The 17,027-nt window shown below is 64.9% G+C and carries 18 protein-coding genes and 1 pseudogene; 9 read left to right on the forward strand and 10 right to left on the reverse strand.

What is annotated here, in order from left to right; all coding sequences use genetic code 11:
• Window positions 1-13 precede the first annotated feature (13 nt).
• A complete protein-coding gene (locus ASE83_RS02315; RefSeq protein WP_055785616.1) occupies window positions 14-406 on the forward strand; it encodes a winged helix-turn-helix transcriptional regulator in 393 nt (130 codons plus the stop codon).
• An 87-nt stretch (window positions 407-493) separates the two neighbouring features.
• On the opposite strand, the gene ASE83_RS02320 is transcribed toward ASE83_RS02315, so the two are convergent.
• The 7 genes and pseudogenes from ASE83_RS02320 to ASE83_RS02350 form a co-directional block, all read right to left on the reverse strand.
• Window positions 494-709 carry a DUF2274 domain-containing protein gene (locus ASE83_RS02320; protein ID WP_055785614.1) on the reverse strand — a complete coding sequence of 72 codons (216 nt, stop codon included), beginning with the start codon at window positions 707-709 and terminating at the stop codon, window positions 494-496.
• Window positions 709-1,851 carry a TrbI/VirB10 family protein gene (locus ASE83_RS02325; RefSeq protein ID WP_200921834.1) on the reverse strand — a complete coding sequence of 381 codons (1,143 nt, stop codon included), beginning with the start codon at window positions 1,849-1,851 and terminating at the stop codon, window positions 709-711. The genes ASE83_RS02320 and ASE83_RS02325 overlap by 1 nt, the downstream gene beginning before the upstream one ends.
• Window positions 1,852-1,931: 80 nt before the next feature.
• Window positions 1,932-2,981 (reverse strand): P-type conjugative transfer protein TrbG, encoded by a 1,050-nt coding sequence (trbG, locus tag ASE83_RS02330; protein WP_055785608.1) that lies wholly within the window; start codon window positions 2,979-2,981, stop codon window positions 1,932-1,934.
• The gene (gene trbF, locus ASE83_RS02335) at window positions 2,978-3,661 is read right to left on the reverse strand and encodes a conjugal transfer protein TrbF (RefSeq protein WP_055785606.1); all 684 of its coding nucleotides are present in this window, start codon (window positions 3,659-3,661) and stop codon (window positions 2,978-2,980) included. Before trbF ends, trbG begins: the two co-directional genes overlap by 4 nt.
• A complete protein-coding gene (gene trbL, locus ASE83_RS02340; protein ID WP_055785603.1) occupies window positions 3,661-5,019 on the reverse strand; it encodes a P-type conjugative transfer protein TrbL in 1,359 nt (452 codons plus the stop codon). Before trbL ends, trbF begins: the two co-directional genes overlap by 1 nt.
• Window positions 5,020-5,023: 4 nt before the next feature.
• Window positions 5,024-5,386 (reverse strand): putative entry exclusion protein TrbK-alt, encoded by a 363-nt coding sequence (gene trbK-alt / locus ASE83_RS02345; protein WP_055785600.1) that lies wholly within the window; start codon window positions 5,384-5,386, stop codon window positions 5,024-5,026.
• 10 nt (window positions 5,387-5,396) lie between these two features.
• Window positions 5,397-5,735, reverse strand: a pseudogene (locus tag ASE83_RS02350) (P-type conjugative transfer protein TrbJ); the annotation flags it as partial.
• Between ASE83_RS02350 and ASE83_RS18005 the strand changes: the two are divergent.
• The 8 genes from ASE83_RS18005 (at window position 5,710) to ASE83_RS02390 (ending at window position 13,430) form a co-directional block, all read left to right on the forward strand.
• Complete coding sequence (locus ASE83_RS18005; protein WP_200921835.1) at window positions 5,710-6,003, forward strand: hypothetical protein; 294 nt, start codon at window positions 5,710-5,712, stop codon at window positions 6,001-6,003. The pseudogene ASE83_RS02350 and the gene ASE83_RS18005 sit on opposite strands and share 26 nt — an antisense overlap.
• 70 nt (window positions 6,004-6,073) lie before the next feature.
• On the forward strand, window positions 6,074-6,667 hold the full coding sequence (locus ASE83_RS02355) for a DUF6088 family protein (RefSeq protein ID WP_055785660.1): 594 nt from the start codon (window positions 6,074-6,076) through the stop codon (window positions 6,665-6,667).
• Window positions 6,660-7,676 (forward strand): nucleotidyl transferase AbiEii/AbiGii toxin family protein, encoded by a 1,017-nt coding sequence (locus ASE83_RS02360; RefSeq protein WP_055785597.1) that lies wholly within the window; start codon window positions 6,660-6,662, stop codon window positions 7,674-7,676. The genes ASE83_RS02355 and ASE83_RS02360 overlap by 8 nt, the downstream gene beginning before the upstream one ends.
• A gap of 23 nt (window positions 7,677-7,699) precedes the next feature.
• Window positions 7,700-9,658, forward strand: a complete 1,959-nt coding sequence (locus ASE83_RS02365) for an ATP-dependent nuclease (RefSeq protein ID WP_055785594.1) — start codon at window positions 7,700-7,702, stop codon at window positions 9,656-9,658.
• A gap of 4 nt (window positions 9,659-9,662) precedes the next feature.
• The gene (locus ASE83_RS02370) at window positions 9,663-10,619 is read left to right on the forward strand and encodes a UvrD-helicase domain-containing protein (protein WP_055785591.1); all 957 of its coding nucleotides are present in this window, start codon (window positions 9,663-9,665) and stop codon (window positions 10,617-10,619) included.
• 56 nt (window positions 10,620-10,675) lie between these two features.
• Complete coding sequence (locus tag ASE83_RS02375) at window positions 10,676-11,668, forward strand: hypothetical protein (RefSeq protein ID WP_055785588.1); 993 nt, start codon at window positions 10,676-10,678, stop codon at window positions 11,666-11,668.
• Between the two features lie 482 nt (window positions 11,669-12,150).
• The gene (locus tag ASE83_RS18335; RefSeq protein ID WP_156352597.1) at window positions 12,151-12,342 is read left to right on the forward strand and encodes a hypothetical protein; all 192 of its coding nucleotides are present in this window, start codon (window positions 12,151-12,153) and stop codon (window positions 12,340-12,342) included.
• Between the two features lie 8 nt (window positions 12,343-12,350).
• A complete protein-coding gene (locus ASE83_RS02390) occupies window positions 12,351-13,430 on the forward strand; it encodes a helix-turn-helix domain-containing protein (RefSeq protein ID WP_055785579.1) in 1,080 nt (359 codons plus the stop codon).
• 956 nt (window positions 13,431-14,386) lie between these two features.
• On the opposite strand, the gene ASE83_RS02395 is transcribed toward ASE83_RS02390, so the two are convergent.
• From ASE83_RS02395 to ASE83_RS02405, 3 genes are all read right to left on the reverse strand, one after another.
• A complete protein-coding gene (locus tag ASE83_RS02395) occupies window positions 14,387-15,745 on the reverse strand; it encodes a sensor histidine kinase (protein ID WP_055785576.1) in 1,359 nt (452 codons plus the stop codon).
• A 25-nt stretch (window positions 15,746-15,770) separates the two neighbouring features.
• The gene (locus ASE83_RS02400) at window positions 15,771-16,490 is read right to left on the reverse strand and encodes a response regulator (RefSeq protein WP_055785573.1); all 720 of its coding nucleotides are present in this window, start codon (window positions 16,488-16,490) and stop codon (window positions 15,771-15,773) included.
• 72 nt (window positions 16,491-16,562) lie between these two features.
• A complete protein-coding gene (locus ASE83_RS02405) occupies window positions 16,563-17,018 on the reverse strand; it encodes an EF-hand domain-containing protein (RefSeq protein ID WP_055785570.1) in 456 nt (151 codons plus the stop codon).
• Between the last annotated feature and the right edge of the window lie 9 nt (window positions 17,019-17,027).

The raw sequence follows: 17,027 nt of genomic DNA on the forward strand, positions 1-17,027 counted from the left end.
GTGGGAGATGAGTATGGCGGCGAAGCCGATCGAGGTGATCTGCAGTGAAGATCGGGAGCATGAAAAGTGCAGGCTGCTGGGCCAGATTTTGGATCGCGTCGGTGATAAGTGGACGATTATGGCGGTGGGCGCGCTTTCCGACGGGCCTATGCGTTTCAACGCGATCATGCGCCGCATCGGCGGGGTATCGCACCGTATGCTCACCTTGACGCTGCGCGGTTTGGAGCGCGACGGCATGGTCCGCAGGACGGCTTATCCCACGATCCCGCCGAAGGTCGAATATGAGCTAACGCCACTCGGTCGCTCGCTGACCGAACCGCTCGCAACCCTGCTGGATTGGGGCGAAAGGCACACCGATGAGATTGAAGCTGCACGCAAGATATTCGATCGCGAGCGCCCACAATGATGCTCACCCGGCATAAGAGATGATGCAGGCAGATCGAACTCGTCCGCTGATGAGACGGTGAACCGTTGCTAAAAGCTGATCCACGCCTCAGCGTCGCCGAGACTTCGCGAACCCGCGATCCGTCGCGATGAAGCGTTCCAGCATAGGCACAATCAGGCGCGCGGGTTCAGTGACGGGCTGGCCCGTTTCGCTGGCCAGAATTTCAGCATAAGCAACGAGATCGCGGTGCAGCGCCGCAGGCAGTTCCAGTGTGACTTTCACCGGTCTCTCATCGACGATTGGTCCAAGTTTCAACTTCGCCATCAGGATCCTCCATAGGGTTCAAGCACCAGATCTCGCGTGACGATGACCCTGACAGGGAAACCCGGTCGGATTGTCAGCGTCGGCGCAACGTTGAGTTGGCGTCGGACGATCTGTTGGCCGGCATCGTTGATGGTGTCCTGGCCCCCGTTGCGGATCGCCTGAATCAGACGGTCATCATCGTCGGCCGCGAGTTCGGCTCCGACGCTGAGCAGCGTCGAGAGCCCGGCCGCCTTCGCGAGATCCCACCAGTGATAATCGACGCCGTCTTGCAGGCCGGCATATCCCTCGGCGTCGGCGCCCGGCTGGCGCTCGAGCACGATCGATCGGCCGTTCGGGAAGATCAGTCTATTCCACACCAACAGCACGCGGCTTTGTCCGAACTGGACGTTGTTGTCGTACTGGCTGATGACGCGCGTTCCCTGCGGAACGAGGAGAATGCGACCCGTTGGGGTGTCGTAGATGTTCTCGGTTACCTGTGCTGTGATCTGTCCAGGCAGATCGGACCTGATGCCGGTGATTAACGCGGCGGAGATCACGGCGCCGGCCTGCAGCACGTTTGGCGAGAGCGGCGCGGCGACTCGATCCGCGACGACGGTGCGCCGATCGGCGGCCGCATTGAGGAACGCGTTCTGTCGATCCTGCGCCGTAGGCGTTGTCGGCGGCAGGGCGAGGCCGAGGCTGGTGAGATCGGGGATCGGCTGCGCGCTGGGCGTCGCCTGGGACGATGTTGCAGCCGCCGTCCGCGTTTCGGTAGCGGTGAACAATCGTGCCGTGCGTGCCGATTCAAGCTCCTGAATGCGTCGCTGCTCTTCCGGACTGAGACCCGGGTTGGGCGTGGCGACGCCGGGCGTCGGTACGGGCTGGCCACGATTCTGTGCGCCAAGGATGGGGCGTCCGAGGTCACCCGGAAGCGGCGGGCCCAGCTGAGGCACGCCGCTATAGTCGCGTGGCAAACCGGCGATGCCGTCGGCTGTCGATCGGTTCTCGGTCGAGTAAAGTTGCTCGTTCGGCCGACCTCCATCGCGGGTTTGCAGCGCATAGATGAGCGCACCGCCGATCCCGACGCTGGCGACCAGGCCGAGCCCGGCCAGCACCTTGCGGGAGAGGCGGGTGACGCGCGGCGGTTCGGCGCGCAGCCGCATCAGCGCGGGACCGACGGGCTCGCCGGTCAACGGCCGAGGCTCCTCGTCCGGCCCTGCCTCTTTCCGGGGCTCCGTCTCGCTCACGACGCCGGCCTCCCATCGGTACGCACGATGCGGACGCGCTTCTGGCGATCGCCGGAGCCGTAGCGCAGCTCGGCGGCGGCGAAGAGCCGATCGACGATCATGTGATGGCCGCGCACGCGGTAGTTCACGAGCTCCGAGGTGTTGCCCTCGGGACCGACCACGAACAGCGGCGGCATCTCGCCCTGGCCGATGCCGCGCGGGAATTCGATGAAGACCTGGTGGCCGTCGTCGAATGCGCGCAGTGGCCGCCACGGCGCACGATCGCCATCGATCGCGTAGCGGAAGTTGACGTTGGCGAGATCGACGCCGGATGCGACCGGCTGCGCGGCCTCAGCCTGTTGGTTCTGGCGGCGCAGCGCGATGAGCTGGTCCTGCGGATACTGCCAGGAGACCGAGGCCATATAGGTCCGTTCGGTCGAGCGCAGCTCCACGTGATAGGTGCGCAGGTTGGTGTTAATGACGAGGTTGGTCATCAGGTCCGGTCGGGTGGGTTTCACCAGGATATGGACCTTAAGCGTCGGCCCGGCGCCGCTCTGCGTGTCGCCAATGATCCAGCGCACTGTATCGCCGGCGGCGACCGGCCCTGATCCGACTAACTGCTCGCCCGGCTGCAATGCGATGTCCGTGATCTGCCCGACGGCGGTGTATACTTGATAGAGCGCCCCTTGCGTGAAGGGGTAGACCTGCATCGAATTGATGAAGCCGTTGCGCATCGGCTGAATGCGCGCGGCGGCGTTGGCCTGGCTGACTCGGGCTGTCGGATCGGTCGGCTCCGGTGTGGTTCGAGACGGTTCGACGCGCTGCATCTGCCCGGGCAGCGGAAGCGGTCGCGGGATTTCGACCACGGTGACCGGCGCCGGTGGGTCAACGGTCTGCACAGCGGGCGCTGCGGCGTCGTAGGTGATTTCGGGCGGCGGCGTGCTGGTGGCGCAGCCGGCAAGCGCGGACGTCGCCAGCAGCAGAACCGGCAATGCGCCTCGGCGCAGAGCCGGGATTACGGAATTGTGTGAAGCCGGGTTTCCGGCTTTACGGAAAGACGGCTTCATTGACCAAGCTCCCGTGACCAGTTGATGGCGTTGACGTAAATGCCGAGCGGGTTCGCCCTGAGCCGGTCGGCGTTGCGGGGGACCTGCACGACAATCGTCAGGATGGCGGTCCAGCGCTCGGTCGTGGCGAGCTGACCGTTCTCGTAACGGCGCTCGACCCAGGCGACCCGGAAGCTGTCCGGTGAGGCGCGTATGACGCTCGAGACCTCGACCGCCATCTGCTGGCGGCCGACCTTGGTGAAAGGGTCATTGGCCCGCGCATAGTCGTTGAGCGCCGCCGCGCCGCGGTCGGTCGTGAAGTCGTAGGCGCGCAGCCAGTTCTGTCGCACGATGATGGCGTCGGCCGGAATCGAGCGGACCTGCTCGATGAAGCGCGCCAGGTGGAAGGCGATCTGCGGGTCGGTCGGACGATAATCGGCGACGGCAGGCGCCACGGCCTGCGCCAGGCCGAGCCGGTCGACCTGCACCACCCAGGGTACGATCGTGCCGCGCGCCGATTGCCAGACCAGCGCGGTGGCGAAGCCGGCCGAGAGGATCAGCGAACCGAACGCCATCAGTCGCCAGTTCCTCGCCTGGACCCGCGACGAGCCGATCCGCTCGTCCCAGACCTGTGCGGCGCGCTGATAGGGCGTCTCGGGTTCGGGGGCTTTGCCGTAGTGGCTGGAGGGTCGTTTGAACATCAGCGGTCGCCTTCGGAAAGATTGACGGAAGAGCCGCCGCCATGGGCGTCGCCGGAGCGCACAGCGTGGGCGGTCGCCTGGACGGCGTGGGTCATGCGTTGGGAGCGGCGCATGCGCTGTGCCCATGCGGGCGGTCCGCCCGCGGCTGCCGGAGCGGCCGAGCCGCCATCGCCGGCTGTGTCGCCGCCGCCCGATCCCATTGTCGAGGAGCCGCCGGTGGCCTCAAACGCGGCCTTGCCGGCATTGAAGCTCGAACGCATGCTCTCGGCGGCGCGTGAGGCGGCACGGCGCAGTGGCGAGACCGCCGCGCTGCCGCCGGCCTGGGCGACGGCGCCGAGGCCTGACGCGACGCCGCTGGCGCCTGACTGGCCGGCTGCGCCGAGGCTGTAGGCGGTGGATGCGCCACCCGCCATCGCGGCTCCGCCCCGGGCCGCGGCTGCTGCGCCTCCGGCAAGTGCCGCGCCGCCGGATGCGACGGCGCCGACCGCGCCGGCTCCGGCGGCGATCATGCCACCCGCCGCCATACCCGTTCCGACCGCGGCGCCCGCGCTGAGCTGCGGGCCGCCGGAGACGATGCCGCTGGCGATACCGGGACCGAAGATGCCGAGGCCGAGGAGCGACAGAGCGGCCAGGACGATGGCCATGGCTTCGTCGATCGAAGGCGTGGCGCCGCCGAAGCCGGCGGTGAATTCGGAAAACAGTGTCGAGCCGATGCCGATGATGACGGCGAGCACCAATACCTTGATGCCGGACGAGATGACGTTGCCGAGCACTCGTTCGGCCATGAAGGCGGACTTGCCGAACAGGCCGAACGGGATGAGGACGAAGCCGGCGAGCGTCGTCAGCTTGAATTCGATCAGCGTGACGAAGAGCTGGATGGCGAGGATGAAAAAGGCGAGCAACACCAGCGCCCAGGCGAGGAACATGCAGGCGATCTGGATGAAGTTCTCAAAGAACGACCAGTAGCCCATCAGCCCGGAGATCGATTCCAGCAGTGGTCGGCCGGCATCGAGGCCGGTTTGTGCCACCTTGCCGGGGCGGAGAAGATCGGCGGTCGTAAAGCCCGTGCCGCTGGCCTTCAGGCCCAGGCCGGCGAAGCTCTCGAAGACGATGCGCGCGAGGTTGTTCCAGTTGCCGATGATGTAGGCGAACACGCCGACGAACAGCGTCTTCTTCACGAGCCGGGCGAAGATGTCGTCGTCGCCGCCCCAGGACCAGAACAGCGCGGCCAGCGTGACGTCGATCACGATCAGGGTGGTGGCGATGAAGGCCACTTCAGCGCTCAGCAGGCCGAAACCTGAATCGATGTAGCGGGTGAAGACTTCTAGGAAGTGGTCGATGACGCCGGTGTTGCCCATGACGCTACCGCGTCTGGGCTGGCGGCGACACCGGCGCCGGTTGGTTCGGGATAGCCGCGTCCGCTGGCGGGTGCGGAGCGGGCGCCGCTTCTGGCAGCCGCTCGGCAGGGCGAGCCCCGGGCGCAAGGAAGCGATTCCGGTTCTCCGCCCAGGCGCGCAGGCAGGCCGCGTCACGCGGGCCAGCTTCGCCAAGTGCCTGGCACCGGAACAGCTCCTCGCGCAACGGGTCGGACGGGGCCGCGCTCGGTCGCGACGAAGCCCAGCTCTCCGCCGGCTCCTCATCCCGGCTTAACTCGATCGCCGTCGCAGTGACGGCCACCGCGACGAACACCACCGCGCCAAGTCGGGCGAGCATCTTGCCGTCCATGGCCTAGCCCTCAGTTGCCGGTGTTCGGGAACATGCGGGCATTACCCGCCTGGTAGCCGGAGCCCGGCGTGAGGAAGCGGCGGCGCTGCTCGCGGCCCTGTTCGGCGGCTGCGGCGCGCTCTGCCTCGGACAGCGCCTGCGCCCGCCCGTTGGCGGCGACGACGGCCGTGAGGTCGGCGAGCTGCTGTGCCTGAAGCGCGAGGAGCTGGTTGCCGGCCTGCGTCGCCTGCAGCGCGCCGGTCGCGCCTTGGCTGCGGCCGATCAGAGACGACATCTCGGACCGGTTGGTGTCGATGTTGCCGACGACACCGGCCTGCACGCGCATGGCGTCCTGCAGCCCGCCGACGGTGCGCGCGACGAACCGGATGCGAGGGCGTCTCACCGGCCTGCTCGGTGACCGTAGCCATGCTGACCAGTATGAGCGGCTTTTCGACATCAGAAGCGCCTTCCTGCACGGCCGCGCCATGACGGACATCTCGACCCAAGAGCAGGTGATGGCCCGTTCGCTGGCTCGTCAGGTCGTAGAAGCGCTGATCTTGGCGACGCAATCGGGACAGATCTCGTCGCGCGAGGATTTTCTGGACAGCCTGCTCGATAAAGGCGCGCCGCTGATCTAGGCGCTGACCCGCCAAGCCGTCGGTTGCAAACTGTCAGAAAACTGCGTATATTTCTGACAGGAGAATGGCCATGCGACGGTTAACCGAACAGATTCTTGTGCATGCCGGAGGGTTGCCGGAAGGCACGCCCGTGGCGGCTAAGAGCTTGCTCCATCTCGGTAATCGCGCCGCGGTGGATCAGGCCTTGTCGCGTCTGACCGAGCGGGGCCAACTCATTCGGGCCGGTCGCGGTGTTTATCTGCGTCCCATCACGAGCCGGTTCGGTACGAGGGCTCCCTCCGTCCAACAGGCAGTCGAGGCGCTCGCCAACCAGCGCGGCGAGGTCATCGTCCCGAGCGGGGCGGCGGCGGCCAACACGCTTGGCCTCACGACACAGGTGCCGGTCCGATCGGTCTATCTAACCTCCGGCCGCAGCCGGACGATGAACCTCGGCAAGCAGGTCGTCGAACTTCGCCACGCTCCACGCTGGCAACTCGCCCTAGCTCACAAGCCGGCTGGCGAGGCAGTGCGCGCGCTGGCCTGGCTTGGACCGGAGAAGGCGGAAGCCGCCCTGAAAACATTGAAGCGGAAGCTCCCGCCATCCACTTTCAGCGAACTGGTCGCGGCAGCGCCGCAGCTTCCGACCTGGTTGGCGCGCAGCGTGGGAAAGGTGGCCCATGGCTGACGCCTTTCTCCACCTTCCGGTCGCCGACCGCCGCGAGGCGTTGAGCGTCGCGGCCGATCAGTCGGGACGACCCGCGCACCTTCTCGAGAAGGACGTCTGGGTGGTCTGGGCGCTCGGGACCCTTTACGGCTCGGCGCTCGGCGAACATCTGGTGTTCAAAGGCGGGACGTCGTTATCCAAAGCCTATCAGGTCATCCGGCGGTTTTCTGAGGATGTCGACCTGACTTACGACATCCGGGCGATTGCACTTGATCTGGTGGGCGAAAACGGCGAAGGGTTGCCGAAGACCCGTAGCGAGGAAAAACGCTGGTCCAGCGAGGTGCGCAAGCGCTTGCCCGAGTGGGTTGAAGGAAGTGTTCAGCCGATCATCGCAGAGGCGCTCGCGGCTGAAGCTCTGGCGGCCACTATCCGCGTCGAAGGCGAGAAGCTGTTCATCGATTACGAGGCCGCGACGGCTGGCTCCGGCTATGTCGCCCCGAGCTTGATGCTCGAATTTGGGGCGCGATCAACGGGCGAGCCGGCGAGCGTGCGCGACGTGATTTGCGATGCTGCCGGTTTGGTGGAAGGCGTCGTCTTCCCGATGGCCCGGCCGCGCGTGATGCATGCGGAGCGGACCTTCTGGGAGAAGGCGACGGCCATCCACGTCTTCTGCCTGCAGGAGCGTCTGCGCGGCGACCGGTTCGCCCGGCACTGGCATGATGTCGCTCGATTGGACGAAGCGGGCTTCGCGGCGGCTGCTTTCGCGGATCGCGAGCTTGCGAACGCCGTCGCCCGTCACAAGGCGATGTTCTTCGCGGAAAAGGCAGCGGACCGATCGCCGATCGACTACGCGGCCGCTGTCAACGGAGGTCTGCAGCTCGTTCCGGCCGGCGATGGGGCGAAGGCCTTGGAGGAAGATTACGTCCGCATGGTTGAGGACGGCCTCCTTCTGGAGGACGCCGAGCCCTTCGAGACGCTCATGGAGCGCTGCGCAGAGATCGCCGCACGAGCCAATAGCGCGGTAGGATAAGAAAAACGGGCTGGGAGGCGACGGTGTACATTTCCGAAATCTACGCGAGCGGCTTCCGGTGCTTCGATCCGGCCGCGCCGTTGCAACTGAAGCTCTCTTCCGGTCTGAATATTCTCGTGGGGCCGAACGACGCCGGGAAGAGCGCGATCATCGACGCTGCCCGCTACGTCCTCTGGACACGTGGCGACGACTATATCCGCCCAGACGAACACGACTTCCACGTCGGCGTCGACGGCACGCGGGGTTGCGACTTCGTCGTGCGATGCACTTTCGACGATCTCAGCGCGGATGAGGAAGCCCGTTTTCTGGAATGGTGCACCAACGAAAAGGGGGAGCTTCGTCTGCACGTCTGCATGCGGGGCGCGCGGCGGGTTTCTCCTGGCGGCGGCAGCATCATCTCCAGCCAGCACCGCGCTGGCGCCGAAGGCGAAGGCCTGCCGCTCGACGGAGAACTGCGCGAGTATCTAAAGACCACCTATCTCAAGCCTTTGCGGGACGCCGAGCGCGAGATGCGAACAGGACGCCGGTCGCGTCTGTCGCGCATTCTCGGCGCGATGCCCACGATGGGCCCCCAGAGCAAGCCCGCCGCGCCGGGTGCCAACGCTACGCTTCACGACACGCTTGTCGCTGCTGACGCGGCGGTCCGGGGTAACGCTGCCGTAGGGGGCGTCGCCAGCAGCGTGAATACAGATTTTCTCGATAAGCTGTCGTTTGTGGATGATCGCCTCGTCGCGACGCTGGACCTTGGCGCGGGCGGGTCGTTCGATCAGATCCTCGAACGATTCGAGCTCTATCTGAACGCTAAGGCAGGTAGCGAGCGCGTGCAGCGCGGGTTGGGCTACAACAACCTGCTGTTCATGGCGGCCGAGCTGCTGTTGCTTCAGTCGCATCCCGATCAGGTCCCGTTTTTGCTGATCGAGGAGCCGGAAGCGCACCTGCATCCCCAGCACCAGACGCTGTTCATGGAAGTGCTCGCAGCCCGCGCCGCCAAACCGGATCCCGAGAAGGGCGAAACCCATCAGCAGGTCCAGGTCCTGCTCACCACCCACAGCCCGCAACTCGTGGCCGGCGCTGAGCTTGAGACCATGACGATCATCGTCGGTCACCGCGCCTTTCCGTTGGGCGCGGCGCATACCCGGCTCGAAGCCGACGACTATGAGTTCCTGCGCCGGTTCCTCGACGCGACCAAGGCCAACCTGTTCTTCGCCCGCGCACTGATCGTCGTGGAGGGCGACGGCGAGCACCTGTTGCTGCCCGCGATCGCCGAGAAGCTCGGACGTCCGCTCAGCCGGTATGGCGTCTCGCTCGTCAATGTCGGTCACCGCGGCTTGTTCCGGTACAGCCGGATCCTGCAACGCAAGACCGGGAACGCGATCCCCGTGCCCGTGGCGCTGATCCCTGACAGGGATATCCCTCCCGCCGAGGCGAAAGACCTCGTCGGTGATCGGAAGACCGAGAACGAGCTGACGCAGGACGAGGTCGCCGCACGGCTGAAGACGCTGCGGCGCGACGTCGGGGACCCCGTCGACGCTTTCATCGCCGACAGTTGGACGCTCGAGTTCGATCTCGCGCTGCGGCCCCAGCTTGCCGAGAGCGTTCACCAGGCGGTCCAGCTCGCCAAGACCAGCAGTCGCAAACCCGAGCGGCTTGCGAAGATCGTGAAGAAGGCCAGTGAAACCTACGCAGGCTGGAAGGATGCCGGGCTCTCCACGACCGAGATCGCCGTCAAGATCTACCAGCCCGTCCACGACAAGGAGGCCTCCAAGGCCGAGGTCGCTGAGCAACTCGCCGCCATGCTGCGTAAACGCGCCGATACGCCGGAGCAGATGCGCGATCGGCTTCCGCCCTACCTGGTGCGCGCGATCGACTACGTGACGGGTGGCTATGTCCCCGGGGCGCCAGCGATCGTGCCCGAGCCGGAAGCCGAAGACGAAGAGATCGGGGGCGCCGGGATGGAAGGCGCGGCGGCGGTGGAGGCGTAGCACCATGTTCGAGATCCTGCCGCTCACACCCGAACTGCTTGCCGAACTTGGCGACGAGCTGGGCGGCTGCGATTTCACCGATCCGAGCCAGACCGATTTCCTGGCGAAGGCCACCCCCTGTGACGTCCAGGCGGCACCCGGCAACGGCAAGACGACGCTGCTGGCCGCAAAGCTCGCGCTGCTTTCGCGTAACTGGTCGACCCGCAGGCGGGGCGTCTGTGTCATCTCGCACACCAATGCCGCGCGGACGGAGGTCGAAGATTTGATCGCCCGTCACCCGACCGCAGCGCGGCTGATGGCCTATCCTCATTTCACAGGCACGGTCACAGCGTTCATCAACCAGTACCTTGCCTTGCCCTATCTTCGAGGCCTGGGCTGGCACGTGCGCCAGATTGACGACGACGCCTTCGCGGCTGAGGCGATGCGGCGGTATCCGGGTTGGGGTGTCCTCGACAACCTCGCCAAGAACAAGAAGCTCAAGCTGAAGCGCAGGCTCGAAGAGTGGATTTCGCTCCTCGATCTGGACCCGGGTTTCACGGACACAGATGCAGAGCCCCGGGCGCTGGCGGTGCGCTGCCGCAAAGGGCAATGGGGCGCCCACACCGATTGCGGGAAGGCGCTCGAATCCCTCAAGGCCTCGATGGTCAAGAGCGGGCTCTATCGCTACGCCGACATGACGGCGCTCGCGTGGCGCGCGCTTCGTGAAAACCCGGCTCTCGCCGAGCGGCTTCGCGACCGCTTTCCGCTCGTCATCCTTGATGAGGCGCAGGATACCCATGGCGACCAGCTCCGGCTGCTGGAGCACGTCTTCAAGCAAGACGGAGCGGCGTTCCAGCGCCTCGGGGACAGCAATCAAACGATGGAGCTGCACCAGCCTATTGGACGCCAGGCCCCGGTTGCATACCTCTCGATACGAGCCGCAGGTTTGGCGGGGAGATCGCAGGTTTTGCAAGTCGGCTGACTGCGCGACAAGCTCAGACCATTGTGGGCCTGGGCGCACGGCCTGCGTCGCGGGTAATGTTTCTGTTCGATGAAGCCACGATCGGCGGCGTTCTCGGAGCCTTCGCTGAAGAGGCACGCGCGCTGTGGGGCGGCGATTGCAGTAGGCGCGACGTCTGGGCGGTCGCGTCGCGTCACAATCTGCCCGGTAAGAAAGGGGCGTGGCAGCCGAAGAGCCTTGTCGACTATCATCCCGCATATCGTAGCGAGGGCGGGTCTCGATCGAAGGCCAACCTCCTTTGCCGGCAGCTTCAGAAGGCGGTGGTACACCACGCCGCGGGGCGACCTCCCGCGGAGGTCAGCGAGATGCTCGCCGTCGGAGTTTCCGGGCTGGCGCGCGCGCATGGCTGGAAAGCGGCGAATAATCGTCCGATTACTGCGCATAATGTCTGGCCGGTTCTGTCGCATCGCGACCTTGCGTTGCCGCGCGCTGTACGTCGACTGCTCCGGGACCATGTGCTTACCGGTGATGCGGTATGGGAGCAGGAGGCATGGCTGGCGTTCATGGCACAGCTGCTGCCACTTTTCAGTCCGCATCCTCAGGGCGCTGAGGCCGAAATTGCGGATTTGTGCAGCTTCGTTGCGGATCAAAAGGCCGATCTCGCAGACCCTGAGCGCCGCTCCACTAAGCAGATGCAATTCGACGATTTCACATTGCGGCTGGGATCGATCCATTCGGTCAAGGGCAAGAGCGTAGACGGAATTCTCGTCGTAGAAAGCGAGGTATGGAAAGGCAGTGGTGCAGACGAGCAGTGCATTGACCTAACCACGGTGCTTCCACGTGCATTCGGCGTTACCGACGAGCCATTCACAGGGGTAGGGCTCACTGCCGCGACAAACGTCTTTGTCGGCGTGACCAGGCCGCGTGAGTTGCTCGGTGTCGCGCTGCGTAAGTCCGAAGCAGTGATGCTGATGGAACCCGCTCGGGCTCAAGGGTGGAAGCTAGTCGACCTGGTGGCGAGGGCCGCGGAGCGGGTCGGTCTCCCAGCGTCGCTACCTGAGGACGATTGACACGCTAACTTTTTTCTGCTCAAATGAGGGCCGAAAAGTTAACAGGGCAGGTTTGAATGGCGGTCCTCGCGGAAGAATTTTAAGTCGCACCTCGTCTTGAGCAACTCGGCACAACTAAGGCCGAGCTTCTCTAGGTCGTCCGCGCTGCGGTCGGTGCCCGTCGGAACGCCACGCCCTTTCACCCGCTTAGCGCGGGTGGGCTGCTCGCCTACCTTGCAGGAACCGAGCATCTGCGCCGAGTGTTCGTGCCGTAGGGCTGGGAAATCTGTCGTCGCGACAATATCGAATCGATCTTCCATACGGCGATCGGCATCAAGATCGTTTATCAGAATGCCGAGCGAGCGGGGGATCCCATTTCCGACCCCGTCGCGGTTTCAAAAAAGGGCGCTGGCGCAGCACGCGCTGTCGAACTCGGCCAGTACGATCTTTTCCCAGAAGTCCGCGAACTTGAAGTTGCCGAGATCACGGCGGCGACGTGGTACTTGTTCGTCTACGCCGATGGCCCGGACGTTCGTGCTGAACTTTCCTGCCCGATGGCGATCAATGATGAGCAGTTCGATCAATTTCATGAGCGTATTCTGCTCGTGCAAAAGGGAGACTGGGATAGCCCTGACCCGCTGGCGGATGATGCTCCGCCGGTCGATTTTGAGGTGAATGTCTCGCGTAAGATTTGACCGTTGCTATGTTCAATCATCGTAGGCTCATACTCGGCCGGAAGCGGCGAAAGATGACCGCGCGTGCGCTCGCCACCGCCGTGGGCGTCTCGCCGATCACGGTTTCGCGGCTCGAGAATGGCGTGCACGAACCTGAGGAAGAAACGCTCAACGCGCTTTCACGGGTGTTGGATTTCCCGCGCGAGTTCTTTTCGGCGGGCGATTTCGACGACCTGCCGGTCCAGTCGGCGAGTTTTCGGAGCCTGACCTCGATGACCGCCCGGGAACGCGACGCGGCGTTGTCAGCTGGCACTATAGCGTTCCTCTTTGACGACTGGATCGAGGAGCGTTTTAATCTGCCTGCGGCAGATGTACCCGATCTTCGCGCCGACGCCACGCCGGAGGCGGCAGCGCAGGCTGTCCGCGAATATTGGGGCTTGGGTCAGCAACCTATTCCCAGCATGGTGAAACTGCTGGAGGCCAAGGGTGTGCGCGTCTTCTCGCTTTGCGAGGATACCAAAACCGTCGATGCCTTCTCATGCTGGAGGAATTCGCAGCCGTTCGTTTTCCTGAACACCTTCAAATCGACCGAGCGAAGTCGGTTTGACGCCGCCCACGAGCTTGGACATTTGGTCATGCACCGGCACGGCGAGCAGCAGGACAGCAGACAGGCCGAGAACGAGGCGGACCAATTCGCATCACACTTTCTCATGCCGCAAGACGACGTCGCGAGCCGAATTCGTTACGTCACGGGGTTAGAGGAACTCATACATGCAAAGAAGCGATGGGGCGTGTCGGTAGCTGCCCTGACCTATCGACTGAACAAGATGGGTATCGTCAGCGAATGGCAAAATCGGACGTTTAATATCGAGATTTCTCGGCGAGGATATCGGTCGCGCGAACCTGAGGGTCTGAAGCCTGAGTGCTCTGTCGTCTGGCCTCAGGTGTTAGGCGCCCTATGGAACGAGCGCACCACGCGTGATCATATTGCGGTGGCACTACATCTCCCCACGCATGAACTCGAAGGTATTCTGTTTCGCCTTGTTGATGGTGTGGCGCGTCGTGGCCCGGAAAATCGCGGCACGGACATTAGGTTGGTCAAGGCATAGGATAATACGAAAGGCTCGGCGTGGATGAAGGCACTCCCGAACGGCTGAGGCAAATCTGGAATCAGAAGGAAATTCCCGTCCTCCTGAGGCGGGGAGCGGGTCACCGACTTCGTATGCGGTTGCCATTTGATCCTGGGAACAGAGCCTGGATACGCCACGAGCGACGATCTAACCCGGAGTGGGACCAGCAGCGGCGCTTTTGGGAAATTCCACAAGCATGGTTCAATGCTCTCGTCGCGCAATGTCTGGAGAAGTACGGCAAGGTTTATATAATCCAGCCGTATCGGGAGCAGGAGAAGTGCGCGCCCGCCTGTTGGAATGCGACTGGCGATGAATGTCAGTGTTCTTGTATGGGGGAGCACCATGGCATGCATAGCCCGGCAGGACAGTGGAAAGTCGTGTCCGACACCTTCGCCACCTCCTGGGGAGATCAGGCGCTCGCATGTCGCCTGGTCGAGCACAAGGCCTGAGCAACGCTGGCAATGGGCCAGCACCGGATAAAGGTTTAGGCTTGCGTGCCAATAGATGGCGGAAGGTAGCTTTCGAGAAATGGGCAAAAAAAGCCAATGTTTTCATAAGCGATGTTTTTTGACGGATTGGCTGACGGTATGGCGTCGAGCTGAAATAATTTTAGCGAGATAAATCAATTACTTAAAAGTCTCGTAAACAATCGAGTGGGAATGACACGGACTCAAATCGTCCGGGGGACGATTTGTGCCGTGGCATTCGCCCCGCGCAAGCGGGGTGCGGACCCGGACGATTTCGCCCGGTCATTCGGTTGGCGTTGATATACGAACCCATATCGTTCGCCTCAAACGTCATCCCAGCGAAGGCTGGGATCTCCCAGTTATGGCGCGGGACAAGGGCCGCGTGAGACCCCAGCCTTCGCTGGGGTGACGGTCGTAATTTAGGGATCAGCGCCGGCCAACCTTGGCACATTGGCACAGCGCGCGCGCCTAACGCGGCAACCGGATCGTCGCGTTCAACCCGCCGCCATCGCGGTTCGCCAGCGCGATCTCGCCACCCGCATCGCGCACGATCGCCCTTGCCAGCGCAAGGCCCAGCCCGATCCCGCCGGTCCCGCGATTGCGTGACGTCTCCAGTCGGGTGAAGGGATCGAACACCGCCTCCATCCGGTCGGGCGGGATACCCGGACCGCGGTCCGCCACGACGATCGCCACCGCCTGCGCACTCGTTTCCACCCGCACCTCGACCGCACCGGCATATTTGATCGCATTCTCGATCAGGTTGCGGACCGCGCGCCGCATCAGATTGGGCCGCAGATGCAGCGGCACCCGCGCGGCTTCCTCGAAGGCGACATCGTGTCCCAGATCGCGGAAATCGTCGACCACCGCATCGACCAGCGCCGCGACATCGACATCGGTCGCCGCCTCGCTCGGCCGGCCCAGCCGCGCCAGCGACAATATGTCGTCCAGTGTCGCGTTCATCTCGTCTATCGTCTCGACCATCCGCGCACGGTCGGTATCGTCCTCGACCGATTCGACCCGCACCCTCAGCGCGGCCAGCGGCGTGCGCAGGTCGTGGCCGATCGCGCCCAGCATCCGGTCCTTCTCGTCGACCATCGCATTCACCCGCCGCCCCAAATCGATGAAGGCGGAGATGAGCAGGCGCACATCCTGCGGTCCTGACGGCTCGATCGCGGGCAGCGGGCGGGCGGGGTGAAAGGCGCGCGCCGCTCCGGCCAGCAGGCGCAGCGGCTTGGCGATGCGTCGCCCGATCCACAGCACGGGCAACAGCACGATGACATAGAGGATGAAGGTCTGCGCCAGCAGCTGCCACAACAGCCCGCGCTCCGCCATCGGCCAGGGGGTATGCGACACCAGCCAGCCGCGCCCCGGCAATTCGACCGCCACGTCCAGCACCGCACCCATCCGCCGCAGCCGCTCCGCGCGGCGCCCCTCGATGCCACGCGCGGCGATTTCCTCGTGATCGATCGGGCGGATATGCGCGGCGATCGACCCGACGCGGATACCGGCATCGGCAAAGCCCGACCGGATCGCTTCCTCGACATCGCGTTCCGGTTCGCCGCGCATCGTCGGGGCGCGGTCGGTCACCAGCCGGACGCCGCGCATCCGGTCGCGCGGGGTGGCAACCGGCTGTCCCGGCCTCGGCGCGATGCGGCGTTCGGCGGCATCGATCAGCCGGGTGACGGCGGGCAGGGTAATCTCGGCAAAGCGAAAGGCTCGGCGTTCGCGCAGCAACAGGCCGAAGTTCAGCGCCTGCGCGACGAACAGCGCGACCGCGACCAGCAGCGCGATCTGTCCCGGCAGGCTGGTCGGCCCCAGCCGCCTCACGGGCGGGTTCTCTCTTCGGACCGCTTCACAGCCGCGTCACCTCGGTCGCCAGCGTATAGCCGCCGCCCCACACGGTCTTGATGATCTCCGGGTTGCGGACATCGGTTTCGATCTTCTTGCGCAACCGGCTGACCTGATTGTCGATCGCGCGATCGAACGCCGCCGCCTCGCGCCCTTGGGTCAGGTCGAGCAACTGGTCGCGGGTCAGCACCTGGCGCGGGCGGATGACCAGCGCGTGCAGCAGGTTATATTCGCCGGTCGAGAGTGGCACCGACACGCCCTCGCGATCGACCAGCGCGCGCTCGCCGGTCTTCAGCACCCATCCGGCAAAGGCGAACGACCCCGCTTCCGGCGCATGTTGCCGCACCGCGCCGCCCGCCGTCCGTCGCAGCACGACCTTGACCCGCGCCGCCAGTTCGCGCGGGGAAAAGGGCTTCACGACATAATCGTCGGCGCCCATTTCCAGCCCGACGATCCGGTCGGTTTCCTCGGTCCGCGCGGTTAGCAGGATCACGGGCGTCTCGCTCGTCTCGCGGATATGGCGGCACAGCGACAGCCCGTCTTCGCCCGGCATCATGATGTCGAGGATCGCGAGGTCGATGGCATAGGCGTTCAGCCGCGCCCGCGCGCCCTCCGCATCGCCCGCCTGGGTGACGCGAAATCCCTGCTTCGTCAGATATTGGGCAAGCGGTTCGCGGATCGATCGCTCGTCGTCGACCAGCAACAGGTGGGGAATATCGGCCATGTCGGACATGCTACGCGGCCCGTCGACAGAAGGGAAATGTCGGGCAACCTGCGGGGCCGCCCGGCTGCCTTGTCATTCAGCGGTTTCGCCGCCGCGCCGCGCCATCCGCTGATCGCGCCACTGCTTGCGCTCGGCCGCGTCGATCCGGCCGTCATGGTTCACGTCCTGCCGGTCGAACATCCGCGTCGCCACCGCGCGGAATTCCTCGCGCGTCACCACGCCGTCCTTGTTCGCATCGGCGCGCTCCAGCATCCGGTCGCCCATATGCCGGCTGCGCCCCGGCATCGGCGTCTGGCCATCGACCGTGCCGCGCGGTCGCTCGGGCAGCGCCGCACGTTCGGCGGCACTGATCTTGCCATCGCGGTCGGTGTCGAGCGCGTCGAAGCGGCGGTCGGCACGCGTCACCGCTTCCTCGCGGGTCAGGACGCCATCGGCCATTGGCTTGGGCGCGGGCGGCGGGGTCTGGGCGGTGACGATGGCGGGCAGGGCGATACCGGCGAGCGAGGCGGCGGCGATCAACGAACGCATGGACGGACC

It is taken from the genome of Sphingomonas sp. Leaf32, from assembly GCF_001421765.1.
GTDB lineage: Bacteria > Pseudomonadota > Alphaproteobacteria > Sphingomonadales > Sphingomonadaceae > Sphingomonas.

Coding starts and splice junctions, on each gene's coding strand:
- trbF (WP_055785606.1), bottom strand. CDS start 3,661: ATGTTCAAACGACCCTCCAGCCACTACGGCAAAGCCCCCGAACCCGAG.
- ASE83_RS02355 (WP_055785660.1), top strand. CDS start 6,074: ATGCGACGGTTAACCGAACAGATTCTTGTGCATGCCGGAGGGTTGCCG.
- ASE83_RS02400 (WP_055785573.1), bottom strand. CDS start 16,490: ATGGCCGATATTCCCCACCTGTTGCTGGTCGACGACGAGCGATCGATC.
- ASE83_RS18005 (WP_200921835.1), top strand. CDS start 5,710: ATGGCGTCCTGCAGCCCGCCGACGGTGCGCGCGACGAACCGGATGCGA.
- ASE83_RS02405 (WP_055785570.1), bottom strand. CDS start 17,018: ATGCGTTCGTTGATCGCCGCCGCCTCGCTCGCCGGTATCGCCCTGCCC.
- ASE83_RS02325 (WP_200921834.1), bottom strand. CDS start 1,851: ATGCGGCTGCGCGCCGAACCGCCGCGCGTCACCCGCCTCTCCCGCAAG.
- trbG (WP_055785608.1), bottom strand. CDS start 2,981: ATGAAGCCGTCTTTCCGTAAAGCCGGAAACCCGGCTTCACACAATTCC.
- trbL (WP_055785603.1), bottom strand. CDS start 5,019: ATGGGCAACACCGGCGTCATCGACCACTTCCTAGAAGTCTTCACCCGC.
- ASE83_RS02315 (WP_055785616.1), top strand. CDS start 14: ATGGCGGCGAAGCCGATCGAGGTGATCTGCAGTGAAGATCGGGAGCAT.
- ASE83_RS02360 (WP_055785597.1), top strand. CDS start 6,660: ATGGCTGACGCCTTTCTCCACCTTCCGGTCGCCGACCGCCGCGAGGCG.
- ASE83_RS02375 (WP_055785588.1), top strand. CDS start 10,676: ATGTTTCTGTTCGATGAAGCCACGATCGGCGGCGTTCTCGGAGCCTTC.
- ASE83_RS02370 (WP_055785591.1), top strand. CDS start 9,663: ATGTTCGAGATCCTGCCGCTCACACCCGAACTGCTTGCCGAACTTGGC.
- ASE83_RS02390 (WP_055785579.1), top strand. CDS start 12,351: ATGTTCAATCATCGTAGGCTCATACTCGGCCGGAAGCGGCGAAAGATG.
- ASE83_RS02320 (WP_055785614.1), bottom strand. CDS start 709: ATGGCGAAGTTGAAACTTGGACCAATCGTCGATGAGAGACCGGTGAAA.
- trbK-alt (WP_055785600.1), bottom strand. CDS start 5,386: ATGGACGGCAAGATGCTCGCCCGACTTGGCGCGGTGGTGTTCGTCGCG.